Genomic DNA, 12,695 nt, shown 5'->3' with positions numbered 1-12,695 from the left:
CGTTGGGGCAGAGCAATTTGTCCGTAGCGTCATTCTACCTCTTTTACGCTTGCAGCGCTAAGGCATTTCTTGATCGGGCGCGGTTTTGCTTCCATCTTGGCGATGGAATACAAATCCGTGCTGAACACGGGAGAAAAACAGGGAGGAGCCGCATGGCATTCGTGGGTTTGGAAGACAAGACGAAGATCGAGCAGGAGATGTCGTGGGAGGATCGCGATGTACCGGTTACTTTCCATCAGCTGTTGTCTCGTACTGCAGGAAAATACCCCAATAACAATGCGATCAGCTTTCAGCTGCTTTCAGGGGCCACCGACAAAGCCGAGACGCTGACATGGTCGCAACTGCTGGGCAAGGTCAATCAGGCGGCCAACCTGTTCCGATCTCTGGGTGTGGGCGAAAAGGATGTGGTGGCCTATGTACTGCCCAACTGTAACGAAACGCTGATCACCATGATGGGGGGCGCGGTGGCCGGGATCGTCAACCCGATCAACCCTCTGCTCGAGCCCGAACAGATCGCGGCCATCTTGCGTGAAACCGGTGCCAAGGTTGTTGTGACGCTGAAATCCTTCCCCAAGACGGATGTTGCCCAGAAGGTGGAAGAGGCCGTGCGCCACGCGCCTTCCGTCAACACGATTCTTGAAATCGACCTCAACCGCTATCTTACCCCGCCAAAATCGTGGATCGTTCCGCTGCTGCGCCCCAAGATGGGCGACAAGGAACATCTGGCCCATGCGGATTACAAGAGTTTCAACAAGGAACTGGCCAAGCAGCCCACCACTTTGACCTTCGAAGACAGCAAGGAAGACCGCGTCGCCTGTTATTTCCATACCGGCGGCACCACCGGCATGCCCAAGGTGGCGCAGCACAAGTATTCGGGCCTTGTCTACAACGGTTGGCTGGGCGGCACTTTGCTGTTCTCGGCTGATGATGTCGTGATGTGCCCGCTGCCGATGTTCCACGTTTTTGCGGTGCATGTCATCATGATGGCGGCAGTGTCCTCGGGCGCGCATGTGGTGTTCCCGACGCCGCAAGGCTATCGCGGCGATGGCGTGTTCGACAATTTCTGGAAGCTGATCGAACGCTGGAAGGTGACCTTCATCATCACCGTTCCAACGGCGATTGCCGCCAAAATGCAGCGCCCGGTGGATGCGGATATTTCCAGCGTGAAAACCGCGTTCTCGGGTTCGGCCCCGCTGCCGGTCGAATTGTTCCGCCGCTTCGAAGAGGCCACGGGCGTCACGATCATCGAAGGCTATGGCCTGACCGAGGCAACCTGTCTGGTGTCATGCAACCCCACGGATGGCGAGAAAAAGATCGGCTCGATCGGAATTCCTTTCCCTTATACCGATGTGAAAATCCTGAACGACGGCCCCGATGGTCCTTCTGAGGCGGGTGCCAATGAAATCGGCGAAATCTGCATCTCGAACCCCGGTGTTGTTGCAGGCAATACATACACCGAAGCTGACAAGAACGTGGGTCTCTATCACTATGAGAAATACCTGCGCACGGGCGATCTGGGCCGTTTTGACGAGGACGGATACCTGTGGATCACCGGCCGCGCCAAGGATCTGATCATCCGTGGGGGTCACAATATCGACCCTGCGGAAATCGAAGAGGCTCTGTTGGGTCATGAGGCCGTTGCCTTTGCCGGGGCCATCGGCCAGCCCGACGCATATGCGGGCGAGGTGCCCTGCGCCTTTGTCGAACTGGTCGACGGGGCGTCAGTCACCGAAAAAGAACTGATGGATTACTGCGATGTCCACGTTCACGAACGTGCAGCGCAGCCCAAGCATATGACCATCCTGGACGAGTTGCCCAAAACCGCCGTCGGCAAGGTGTTCAAGCCCGACCTGCGTAAACAGGCGATCACCCGTATTTACAATGGCGCGCTTGAAAAAGCAGGCGTTCAGGCGCGCGTCGTTTCGGTGATCGACGACAAGAAACGCGGCCTTGTCGCGCAGCTTGACGCGAACGGTTCCTCGGACGACGATGTCAGCAAAGTGCTGGGATCATTCACCCGGCCATGGGAATGGGCTGCCTGACCGCGGAGGGGACATGGATTATGAACGCCTGATTGATGAAGAAACCTGGGCGTTCATAAGACGAACCGCCGAAAGCTATCCTGATGATGCTGTCGATCTGACGATCGAGGATCAGCGCCGTGTCTATGACGCCATGTGCGCAGAGTTTCGGCAGCCGCGTCCTGCAGGCGTTGAAACAGAAGACAGGCACGCCGATGGTGTGCCTGTTCGCGTTTATACCGCCGGTGATCCGACACGGACGGTTGTCTATTTTCACGGCGGCGGTTTTGTCGTCGGAGGGCTCGACAGCCATGACGACGTTTGTGCCGAGATTTGCGCACAGACCGGCTATCGGGTCGTTGCGGTGGACTACCGTTTGTGCCCTGAACATGTCCACCCGGCGCAGTTCGAGGACGCCTGGACATCCGTGAAATGGGCATCATCAGAGTTTGGTGATCCGATGGTTCTGGCTGGCGACAGCGCTGGTGGGAACCTCGCGGCTGCGGTCGCGCATTATGCGCGTGGGCGACTGGACTCGGTGCTGGGTCAGGTGCTGATCTACCCCGGACTGGGCGGAGATCGCACGAAAGGCTCTTACATCGAACATTCTCATGCGCCGCTTCTGACGTTGGATGAGATCACCTTCTACGAAAAGGTGCGCTGCGGTGGGCCCGCCCCGCAGAACGACCCAACTTACGCGCCCTTGCATGACACGGATTTTTCGGGCTTGCCGCCAACGGTGGTCGTGACCGCAGATTGCGATCCGATACGCGATGATGGACCGGACTATTGCTCTCGGATCAATGAAGCTGGCGGCAAGGCGCATTGCATCAACGAGCCCGGCCTCGTCCATGGCTACCTGAGGGCGCGGACCTCGGTCAAACGCGCCGCCGACAGTTTTGAGCGGATATCAGTGGCCATCGAAGCGCTGGGCCAGCAAATCTGGCCCTATGACTGATCAACTCAGAAACGGTTGAGCCTTCATCGTGTCCGCCACCGGCGCGCCCATGCAGGTCAGGATCGTAGGTGCAAGCTGAAGCTGGTCGATGACAGCATCGGCCTCGGGGCCTTCGGCGTCGCCAAAATAATACAGCGCGGTCTCCTGTTGTAGCGGGCCTCGTCCGCCATGGTGGCCGCGTTCGTCCTGACCGTGGTCTGCCGTCACGATGACCTCATAGCCCAACTGCCGCCAGCGGGGAATGAAGGGGGCTAGCATCTCGTCCATGACGAAACAGGCGTGGTCCATCTCTTGGCAGTCGTGAAAAAAGCGGTGACCCATGCTGTCCAGCGTACAGGTGTGCAGGACGCCGTAATCCAAACCAAAGCGCAGGCACAGGTTCGTCAGCGTGGCAAACAAATCGACATCCGAGGGCGTCATCTGGTTTGCCGCGCCATAGCCGGTCATGGTGTGAAAGCGGCCATGGTTGATCGTCTTGCTGTCAGGCTCGTCATATTCCACGTCGCGTACATAGTCGAACGGGTGCCGGTTGAAGAATTGCGACCAAAAGCTGTGGGTGACGGCTCCGGTAATGCCCCCAGCCTCGCGCACCTGGCTGAACACGTCCTTGTGGCTTAGGCGGAAGACATTGCCGTTGCCAGTGCATCCATGCTCTTGCGGTGTAACGCCCGTGTGGATCGAAGCATAGCAACTGGCCGAGATCGACGGTAACACCGCCCGGTGTTTCCACACGCGCGCTTCGCCACTGTCGACCCATCCTTCGAGATTGCCGAACAGGCGGCGGAAATTGCGCCACGGGACACCGTCGAGGATGATGAGAAGAAGTTTGCGGTCCATGTTCCGGCCTTATCTTGAATTCATGAGGCGACCCTAGGGGATTCGCGGGGCAGCGGCAGCCTGATCCCGCCCCAAATAGCAAAATCCCGACACCTGTTTGTGACAAGCGCCGGGATTTCATGATTGCATAACGCGGGATCAGTTCCCCGCACTCTCCATCTTGCGATGGGCGACGACCTCTTCCAGCCAACCCAGATGCATCTCGGGGACCGAGCTGAGCAACAGGTCGGTATAGTCGTCGAACGGCGGGCTGAGGACCTGTGACTTGGGACCGTAGCGCACGACACGACCCTGATACATCACCGCGATGCTGTCGCTGATCGCGCGGACCGTCGCCAGATCGTGGGTGATGAAAAGATAGGCCACATCCTCGATCTTTTGCAGGTCCAGCAGCAGCTTCAGAATGCCATCCGCCACCAGCGGGTCCAGCGCTGAGGTGACCTCATCACAGATGATCATCTTGGGCTTTGCCGCCAGCGACCGCGCGATACAGACACGCTGTTTCTGACCACCAGACAGTTCTGCCGGATAGCGGTCGATGAACTTCTCGCCCAACTCGATCTCATCCAGCAGTTCAATGATCCGCTTGCGTTTTTCCGCGCCGCGCATGTTGAAGTAGAACTCGAGCGGGCGGCCGATGATGGTTCCAACGGTCTGTCGCGGATTCATCGCAACGTCGGCCATCTGGTAGATCATCTGCAGCTCACGCAGGTCCTCGCGTGAGCGTCCGCCAAGATCAGCCGACAGCTTGCGCCCGGCAAACGTGATTTCACCATCGCGGGGCGGCAGCAGGCCGGTGATCACCCGCGCAAGTGTGGATTTGCCCGAACCGGATTCGCCCACAACCGCCAGTGTCTGCCCCGGATGAAGCTCGACATTGACATTGTGCAGCACGTCGAAATTCAGCCCCTTGTAGCGCGCGGTGATGCCATCAACGCTCAGCACCGGTTCCGGTGTCGGCTGTTTTTCCTCGTGCTCGATCGAGCGGACCGAGACCAGCGCCTTGGTGTACTCTTCCTGCGGGTTGTTGATGATCTGGTCAGTGGTGCCGTATTCGACGGTGTTACCCATGCGAAGAACCATGATGTCGTCGCTGACCTGCGCCACGACGGCAAGGTCGTGCGTGATATAGAGCGCGCCGACACCGGTATCCGCGATGGCCTCTTTGATGGCCATCAGAACGTCGATCTGCGTGGTCACGTCCAGCGCCGTGGTGGGTTCGTCGAACACCACCAGATCAGGTTCGGGGCACAAGGCAAGCGCCGTCATGCAGCGCTGCAATTGACCGCCCGACACCTGGTGCGGATAGCGTTCGCCGATGTTGTCCGGGTCGGGCAGACCCAGCTTGGCGAACAACTCGCGCGCGCGACCCTCTGCTTCCCGACGGCTGAACTTCTTCTGTTCGACCGCCGCTTCAACCACCTGATCCATGATCTTTTTGGCGGGGTTAAAGGAGGCCGCTGCGGACTGAGACACATACGTCACCTCACCCCCACGCAGCTTGCGAATGTCGCGATACGATGTCTTCAGAATATCGCGCCCGTTAACCCACACCTCACCACCGGTGATCTGAACACCACCTCGGCCATAAGCCATTGAGGCCAGACCAATGGTCGATTTACCAGCCCCGGATTCTCCGATCAGCCCCAGCACCTTGCCGCGTTCGAGGTCAAAGCTGACCCCGTGCACGATCTCGATATCATGAGGCTTTTCACCGGGCGGATAGACAGTCGCGCCGATCTTGAGGTCGCGGACCTTGAGAAGGGTATCACTCATCCCCGGCCTCCTTTCAGCGATGTGGTGCGGTTCAGGACCCAGTCAGCCACAAGGTTGACCGAGATCGCCAGCGTCGCAATGGCGACGGCCGGATACAGCGCAGCACCAATGCCATAGACGATGCCGTCCTTGTTTTCCTTCACGATCCCGCCCCAATCGGCCAGTGGCGGCTGAACGCCCAAGCCAAGGAACGACAGGGTCGAGACAAACAGAACTGCAAAGATGAAGCGCAGGCCCAGTTCCGCCACCAAGGGCGACAGAGCATTGGGAAGGATTTCCCGGAAGATGATCCACGACTGACCTTCACCGCGCAGCTTTGCAGCTTCGACGTAGTCCATGACGGCGATGTCCACGGCGACCGCGCGAGCCAGACGATAGACCCGTGTGGAATCCAACAGACCCATGACGAGGATCAGGACAGGAATGGTCACCGGTACCATGGCCAGCACCACCAGCGCCGTGATCAGCGTGGGAATCGACATGACGAGATCCACCAAGCGCGACATGACCTGGTCGGCCCAGCCGCCCAGAACGGCAGCCAGAAAGCCCAGGATAGAACCGGTCACAAAGCTCAGAACCGTCGCTGCCGTGGCGATAAAGATCGTCGTGCGCCCGCCATAGATCATGCGGCTTAACAGGTCGCGTCCGATGTTGTCAGTGCCAAGCCAGTATTCCGAACTTGACGGTTCCCACACGTCGCCGACCACTTCGGCCATGCCGTAAGGGGCCAGCAATGGTGCGAAGATTGCGATGAAGAAATACAAGGCTGTAAAGGCCAGCCCTATCATTGCAGAGATTGGGATATTCTTCATTTCGGATGCCTCAGCCTCGGATTGGCCAGAATGGCAACGATGTCAGCGACCATGTTCAGCCCGATATAGATCGCGGCAAAAATCACGCCGCAGGCCAGAACCACTGGAACGTCGCGTTTGGTGACGTGGTCCACAAGGTACTGTCCCATGCCGGGATAGACGAACACCACCTCGACCACGACGACGCCGACGACCAGATAAGCCAGGTTCAGCATCACAACGTTGACGATGGGCGCAACCGCATTTGGCAGCGCGTGGCGGTAGATGATCTTGAAGTTGGTCAGGCCTTTGAGTTCAGCCGTCTCGACATAAGCCGACTGCATCACGTTCAGGATCGCGGCGCGCGTCATGCGCATCATGTGGGCGAGAACAACCATGGTCAGCACGATGACGGGCAGCGCGATGGCATTCAGTTTGGCCCCCAAAGACATACTGTCATTGATCATCGCCAGTGGTGAGAACATGCCCAGCTTCACCGCCACGAAGTAAACCAGCACATATCCGATCAGAAACTCGGGGATGGAAATCGTGGTCAGCGTCACGGCTGAAATCAGCTTGTCGGGCCAGCGGTTGCGGTAGCGCACGGCCAGCAGGCCCAGGAAGATGGCCAAAGGCACGGACACGATTGCCGCCCAGAAGGCCAGAAACAGAGTATTGCCCAAACGGTTGCCGACGGATTCAGCAATGTCGAGCTTGTTGGTGAGGGATTGACCCAGGTCACCCTGAACAATGCCACCCAGCCATTCGAAATAGCGGGTCAGGGCAGGGCGGTTGAGGCCCATCTCTTCGCGCAGGTTTTCCAGCGCTTCGGGGGTTGCGGCTTGACCAAGGACGGCTTGCGCCGCGTCCCCGGGAAGAGCTTCGGTGAGGCCGAAAATCAGAGCCGATGCACCGAAGAGTAAGAGGAGTCCCAGCGCCAAGCGCTGGAACACCAATTTGATTATGGGATGCATGATCCGTGGCCCGTATTACACGAACCACGTTTTGCGGGACATATTGCCGTTCATCAGCTCTTGGGTCGGGTCGGTTTCCCAACCGTCGATCTGGTTGCTGACGCCTTCAACAAAGTCGTTGAACATCGGGCAGATCAGGCCGCCTTCGTCGCGGACCATCTGTCCCATCTGGCTGTAGATACCTTTGCGCTTTTCCGCATCCAGTTCGGCGCGCGCCGCAAACAGCATATCGTCGAATGCCTGGACCTTGAACCGCGTGTCGTTCCAGTCGGCGCTGGACAGATAGGCAGTCGCGTACATCTGATCCTGAACCGGACGGCCACCCCAATAGGACGCGCAGAACGGCTGGACATTCCAGACCTCGGACCAGTAGCCATCGTTCGGCTCGCGCTTGATTTCCAACGGAATACCGGCCTGAGCCGCTGATTGCTGGAACAGGGCTGCTGCATCAACCGCACCCGGGAAGGCACCATCTGCAACACGCAGAATGATCGGCGATCCGTCATGGCCGGACTTCTTGTAATGTTCGGCCGCTTTTTCGACGCTGAACTCACGCTGAGGGATGGTCTCATCAAACAGCGGGTAGGCCGCGTTGATGGGCATGTCGTTCCCGATCGACCCATAGCCGCGCAATACTTTTTCAACCAGGTCTTCGCGGTTGATTGCATATTTCAGTGCTGTACGCAGTTCGTTGTTGTCGAAAGGCGCGGTATCGCAATGCATGATGAAGACATAATGTCCACGTCCTGCTGTCGAATGCACGGTCAGGTTCGGTGCGCGGCCCAGTAGGTCGGCGACCTTGGGCTCGACCCGGTTGATCGCGTGGACCTGACCCGACTGCAACGCAGCGGTCCGCGCTGTGGCGTCATTGATCACCACGACTTCTACGCTGTCGTAGTTGCCGAAATCGCTGTTCCAGTGGTTTTCGTTCTTGGTGAATAGGTGACGCACACCCGGCTCGTCGACTTCAACCTTATAAGGGCCGGTGCCGATACCTGCGCCGGGATTGTCCATGCCACCATCGGGTTGGATGATCAGGTGATAGTCCGCCATCAGGTAGGGAAGGTCAGCGTTCGGTTCGGTCAACGTAACCTGGAAATTGTCGCCATCGGCCTTCATCGACTCGATGCCCTTCATGATGCCCAACGCACCGGACTTGGAGTCTTCGTTCGAGTGGCGCTGCATTGTCTTCAGCACGTCTTCGCTGGTCATGGTCTTGCCGTTGTGGAATTCGACACCCTGACGCAGTTTGAAGGTCCAGACCTTCGCGTCGGCGCTGCCTTCAACGCTTTCGGCCAGGCGCGGTTCGATGGTTCCATCGGGCGCAACTTCGACCAGTTGATCGCCGAACTGCTTGCCGTTCTGGAACGGGACCGAGCTGGCGTAGGTCGCCGGGTCCAGCGAGTTGGTGGATTCACCACCCTGCAGACCAAATTTCAGGTCACCGCCTTTTTTCGGACCTGCGGCGCGTGCGGCATCGGCGAACATCGTGCTCGCCATAGCGGCGGACACACCCAGAGCGGCAGCTTTCCCCATGAATTCGCGGCGGGTGAGTTTCCCGGCTGTGACCTCTTTGGTCATGTGAGTGAGTTGTTCGTTCATCCAGAATTCTCCCAGTTGTTTGGATGTTCGGCCCTTTGGTGGGCTTTTTATTGACGCATGAGTCAACGTTGGCGCATTTCAGTCCACCGGGCAAGTCTAATGTCATACATTTCCCGACCGGCTTTTACATTTGATCTCGGGGAATCGAATCCTCCAATGTTTTTGAGAATACCAGCTTCTCGTTCTCATAGGCGGTCAGAGTTGCGTGAAGAAAGAACTGCGTCGTATCGGACCACATCGAACAGCTGGCTTCGGTCCGCAGCGCAAATTCGCCCCGTTCCAGTTCCTGTGTCCACGTGCAAGTCCCACGCGCCGACAGCGGATCGTCGGGGTGAATGGACCATGTTTCATGCGCAGTGCTGCCGGTGATCAGGCCATGCGCCTCGTCCCTGACTTTGCCGAAATCGTCGTCGATGATCAGATGAACCATGCCCGAATTCATGTCAGTATCGACCCGCCGACTGTTTGCGGGTTCGCGCAGGGTTGTAACGCGTCGGGCCTCTTCGGTATCGGGGGGCGGAAAACTGCATTCATCCCCATCTGAGCCAACGCGGTATGGGATTGTGATCTCCCCACCTGTCAAATGCAGCTTAGCAGTTTCGGGCGATGGCCAGATCAAAGGCCAATAGGCACTAGAGATCGCGACCCGCAGATGGTGACCCTTGGGCACGCGATAAGCGATGTGATCCAAGTCCAGCGAGATGTCATCCGTGCGTCCGGGTTCCAGCGGTTCCGGGTGCGCGTGGCTTTCCTTGTGCGTCAGGTTCAAAACGCCGTAAGTGATCCGAGTGCTCGCCCCATCCGGATGCACGTGGTTCAACCGAACGGCAATCTGCGCCTGCGGCTTATCAGCACTGAGTTTCAGGTGAATTTTTGGTGCGCCGAGGATCTCCAGATCGTGTTCCAATGGTTGACCATCGAAACAGGCCGACAAGGCGTCATCGCCGCGCTGATCGCCGGGCATGTCCGGGCCAAGCCAGATCGCGCAATATTCGCCACTTTCCATACCGCAATTGTGCGGGGATCGAACGGAGGCGTTCAACGGTCCATCCGTACCCAAACCGGCGTCAGAAAGCGCCAGAGTCTTAGTAGGTAAGTGCGAGGTGGCCCCTTCCGGTTCAGCCGCCCAGTGTCCGGGTCTACGCGCATACCAGCGTGCCGGTCTGACGCCGTCCATGACGTAGGCGCGATAGTCCGGGTCTTGATTTACGCCTGTATCGATACCTTTGAGCCACTTGTCCCACCAACGAAGCGCTTCCTGAAGAAACCCAATCCGAGGTTCGGGGACCGCGAAATGCGGGTACTTATGCACCCAAGGGCCAACGATTCCCTTGACCGGTGCGTCCAGGTTTTCCACCAGCAACGGAACGGTATTCTTGTAACCGTCACCCCAGCCGCCAACGGCCAGAGTTGCTGCTTGAATGGCGCTGAAATCCTCGCAGACCGACCCGTGCTGCCAGTATTCATCTCGCGACTGATGACGTAGCCAGACCGAAGGCAGGAACGGTTCGTTTTCCAGCCGCGACAGCCACAGTTCACGCCAATCGGTACGCAGATCGGGGTCCGGAGCGCGCGAGGAATAGGACCACATCGTCGCGCCCCAGCCGAGGTTCTCGTTCAAAAGGCATCCGCCCTTGAAGTGGATGTCATCGGCATAACGGTCAGCGGTTGAACACAGGGTAACAATCGCCTTGAGCGGATCGGGTCGCATCGCAGCGACCTGCAGAGCATTGAATCCACCCCAACTGATACCCATCATTCCAACCGCACCCGTGCACCACGGCTGATCGGCCAGCCAGCGAATGACATCAACAGCGTCGTCCAGTTCCTGCTGAGTGTATTCGTCCTCCATCAACCCTTCGCTGTCGCCATTGCCGCGCATATCCACGCGCACACAGGCATAGCCGCGTTTCGCAAACCATGGGTGGGTCAGTGCATCCCGCGTCGTGGTTCCGTCGCGCTTGCGGTAAGGCAGATGTTCGAGGATCGCCGGAACCGGATTTTCGGTAGCGTCCGTGGGTTTCCAGATACGTGCCGACAGCCGACACCCGTCCGGCATGCGAATGCCGACATCCGGCAGGTCCTCAATTTCTTTGAGAGAGTTGATGGTGCGCGACATGCGACAAAACTCCGGGGCTTTAAGGGGTGGAGGCGGTTCAAAACCGTCCCATCAGTTGCGAATTGCGACAATCAAATCCATTACATTGGTGCCCGTCGGTCCGGTGATCAGGAGGGATCCGGTTCGGTCGAAATACGAACCGCTATCGGCGCGCGCCAAGGCATCGGACGCGCCTTCGCCCCAGGTCGAGCCATCGACCACCGCGCCCGCCGCATCGGTTGGGCCGTCCGTGCCGTCGGTTCCACCAACGACGACGGTGATACCTTCGCAACCTTCGATCTCACGCGCTAGAGCCAGCGCCAAGCCTTGATTGCGCCCGCCTCGACCGGGATTTTCCGGCAGAACGACCGTTGGCTCTCCGCCAAAGATCATGACACCGGTTGGCATCCCGCGCAGACGCGGGCCCAGTTTTGCTGCGACACTGAGAAAGTCGTCATGCAGGCATTCTTCGTTGGCCAACACTTGGACATCATGGCTTTGCGCCTGCACGGACGATGCAGCGCGCGCGATGGCATTTGAGGCCACAATCCGCGTCCTGGCTTCGAAATCGTAGGTTTCGGGCAAGGCACCTATGCCTGAACCAACAACGCCAATCTCATCTCCGGGTACGTCGGAGATCGCCAGAATGGTGCATTCCTTACCCGCGAAATGCGACAGCAATCCCCCGCCCTTGATCCGCGACAGCTTGCGACGGTGGCTGTTCATTGCACCGATATCCAACCCCTCGGACAGCAGCTTTTCGTTCAACGCAGAAAGATCGGCCAGATCGAACCCATCGTGAAGGTCCTCTGCCAGCGAAGACGCGCCGCCCGAAACCAGTAGCAACAGGTGAGACCCAGGCTCCATCGCTTCGACGGCTTCACGCAATGCCCGACCGCCGTTCAGGCTGCGCGCGTCAGGAACCGGGTGCGATGCTTCGATGACTTGCACATGAGGCGGAAGGCCATCGCCATGCCCGTCCTTGGTCACAACCAATGTCGGGATGGGGCCGAAATGATCATTCGCGGCACGCGCCATCGCCGCAGCGGCCTTCCCGACTGCCAGGATCCTGTCCGGCGGCGCAACGTCCTGTAAAGCACGCAAGGTTGCTCCGTGGCCGTCTACCGCTGCAACGCCCGCGTGCCAGATATCAAGAGCAAGGTCTTTGTTCTGCATCAGCTTTCCATCCAGATTGTCACCGGTCCGTCATTGACAAGCTCTACGGCCATGTCGGCCCCGAATTCCCCGGTTTCCACCGGAATCCCCAACGCGGCCAGCTTTTGAGCAAATACCTTATAAAGGTGTTCACCTTCGGCTGGCGGCGCTGCGGCCGAAAACCCGGGCCGGTTCCCGCGTGAGGTGTCCGCCGCGAGGGTAAATTGGCTGACCACCAGTGCCGAGCCGGACACGTCCTTGATCGACCGGTTCATCTTGCCTGCGTCGTCTTTGAAAATCCGCAGCTTGCTGATCTTGTTTGCTAAGTGATCAGCATGCGTCTCGTCATCCCCTTGCATTGCGCAAACCAGGATCATCAATCCGGGACCTGATTGTCCAATCACTGACCCGCTGGTCGATACCGATGCCCGTGAGATTCTTTGCAGCAAAGCGCGCATATTGTGAGTTGGCCTTTTCTTGTTT

The 12,695-nt window shown here is 58.5% G+C and carries 10 protein-coding genes; 2 read left to right on the top strand and 8 right to left on the bottom strand.

What is annotated here, in order from left to right; all coding sequences use genetic code 11:
* Positions 1-152 precede the first annotated feature (152 nt).
* Together ACR0CR_RS05225 and ACR0CR_RS05220 are read left to right on the top strand one after the other, a co-directional pair.
* Positions 153-2,042 (top strand): acyl-CoA synthetase, encoded by a 1,890-nt coding sequence (locus ACR0CR_RS05225; RefSeq protein WP_480597372.1) that lies wholly within the window; start codon positions 153-155, stop codon positions 2,040-2,042.
* 13 nt (positions 2,043-2,055) lie between these two features.
* Positions 2,056-2,979, top strand: a complete 924-nt coding sequence (locus tag ACR0CR_RS05220) for an alpha/beta hydrolase (RefSeq protein WP_480597371.1) — start codon at positions 2,056-2,058, stop codon at positions 2,977-2,979.
* Here the strand turns inward: ACR0CR_RS05220 and ACR0CR_RS05215 are convergent, their stop codons facing one another.
* The 8 genes from ACR0CR_RS05215 to dtd all read right to left on the bottom strand — a co-directional run bounded on the left by ACR0CR_RS05215 (position 2,980) and on the right by dtd (position 12,670).
* Positions 2,980-3,816 carry an alkaline phosphatase family protein gene (locus ACR0CR_RS05215; RefSeq protein WP_480597369.1) on the bottom strand — a complete coding sequence of 279 codons (837 nt, stop codon included), beginning with the start codon at positions 3,814-3,816 and terminating at the stop codon, positions 2,980-2,982.
* A gap of 138 nt (positions 3,817-3,954) precedes the next feature.
* On the bottom strand, positions 3,955-5,592 hold the full coding sequence (locus tag ACR0CR_RS05210; RefSeq protein WP_480597367.1) for an ABC transporter ATP-binding protein: 1,638 nt from the start codon (positions 5,590-5,592) through the stop codon (positions 3,955-3,957).
* Positions 5,589-6,404, bottom strand: a complete 816-nt coding sequence (locus ACR0CR_RS05205) for an ABC transporter permease (RefSeq protein WP_480597365.1) — start codon at positions 6,402-6,404, stop codon at positions 5,589-5,591. The genes ACR0CR_RS05210 and ACR0CR_RS05205 overlap by 4 nt, the downstream gene beginning before the upstream one ends.
* Positions 6,401-7,357, bottom strand: coding sequence for an ABC transporter permease (locus ACR0CR_RS05200; protein ID WP_480597363.1), 957 nt, complete (start codon positions 7,355-7,357; stop codon positions 6,401-6,403). The genes ACR0CR_RS05205 and ACR0CR_RS05200 overlap by 4 nt, the downstream gene beginning before the upstream one ends.
* Before the next feature lie 15 nt (positions 7,358-7,372).
* Positions 7,373-8,959: an ABC transporter substrate-binding protein gene (locus ACR0CR_RS05195; RefSeq protein ID WP_480597361.1), complete on the bottom strand. Its 1,587-nt coding sequence runs from the start codon at positions 8,957-8,959 to the stop codon at positions 7,373-7,375.
* Between the two features lie 124 nt (positions 8,960-9,083).
* Positions 9,084-11,078, bottom strand: a complete 1,995-nt coding sequence (locus ACR0CR_RS05190; protein WP_480597358.1) for a CocE/NonD family hydrolase — start codon at positions 11,076-11,078, stop codon at positions 9,084-9,086.
* 51 nt (positions 11,079-11,129) lie between these two features.
* Complete coding sequence (locus ACR0CR_RS05185) at positions 11,130-12,233, bottom strand: glycerate kinase type-2 family protein (protein ID WP_480597356.1); 1,104 nt, start codon at positions 12,231-12,233, stop codon at positions 11,130-11,132.
* Positions 12,233-12,670 (bottom strand): D-aminoacyl-tRNA deacylase, encoded by a 438-nt coding sequence (gene dtd / locus ACR0CR_RS05180; RefSeq protein WP_480597354.1) that lies wholly within the window; start codon positions 12,668-12,670, stop codon positions 12,233-12,235. Before dtd ends, ACR0CR_RS05185 begins: the two co-directional genes overlap by 1 nt.
* Positions 12,671-12,695: the final 25 nt, after the last annotated feature.

The organism is Ruegeria sp. AM2 (assembly GCF_056540685.1).
The sequence above is the reverse complement of the archived record's forward strand: the minus strand, read 5'-3'. Positions and strand labels throughout refer to the sequence as shown.

Excerpts from the sequence above, each read along its gene's own strand:
- ACR0CR_RS05225 (WP_480597372.1), top strand. The coding sequence starts at position 153 with ATGGCATTCGTGGGTTTGGAAGACAAGACGAAGATCGAGCAGGAGATG.
- ACR0CR_RS05220 (WP_480597371.1), top strand. The coding sequence starts at position 2,056 with ATGGATTATGAACGCCTGATTGATGAAGAAACCTGGGCGTTCATAAGA.
- ACR0CR_RS05215 (WP_480597369.1), bottom strand. The coding sequence starts at position 3,816 with ATGGACCGCAAACTTCTTCTCATCATCCTCGACGGTGTCCCGTGGCGC.
- ACR0CR_RS05210 (WP_480597367.1), bottom strand. The coding sequence starts at position 5,592 with ATGAGTGATACCCTTCTCAAGGTCCGCGACCTCAAGATCGGCGCGACT.
- ACR0CR_RS05205 (WP_480597365.1), bottom strand. The coding sequence starts at position 6,404 with ATGAAGAATATCCCAATCTCTGCAATGATAGGGCTGGCCTTTACAGCC.
- ACR0CR_RS05200 (WP_480597363.1), bottom strand. The coding sequence starts at position 7,357 with ATGCATCCCATAATCAAATTGGTGTTCCAGCGCTTGGCGCTGGGACTC.
- ACR0CR_RS05195 (WP_480597361.1), bottom strand. The coding sequence starts at position 8,959 with ATGAACGAACAACTCACTCACATGACCAAAGAGGTCACAGCCGGGAAA.
- ACR0CR_RS05190 (WP_480597358.1), bottom strand. The coding sequence starts at position 11,078 with ATGTCGCGCACCATCAACTCTCTCAAAGAAATTGAGGACCTGCCGGAT.
- ACR0CR_RS05185 (WP_480597356.1), bottom strand. The coding sequence starts at position 12,233 with ATGCAGAACAAAGACCTTGCTCTTGATATCTGGCACGCGGGCGTTGCA.
- dtd (WP_480597354.1), bottom strand. The coding sequence starts at position 12,670 with ATGCGCGCTTTGCTGCAAAGAATCTCACGGGCATCGGTATCGACCAGC.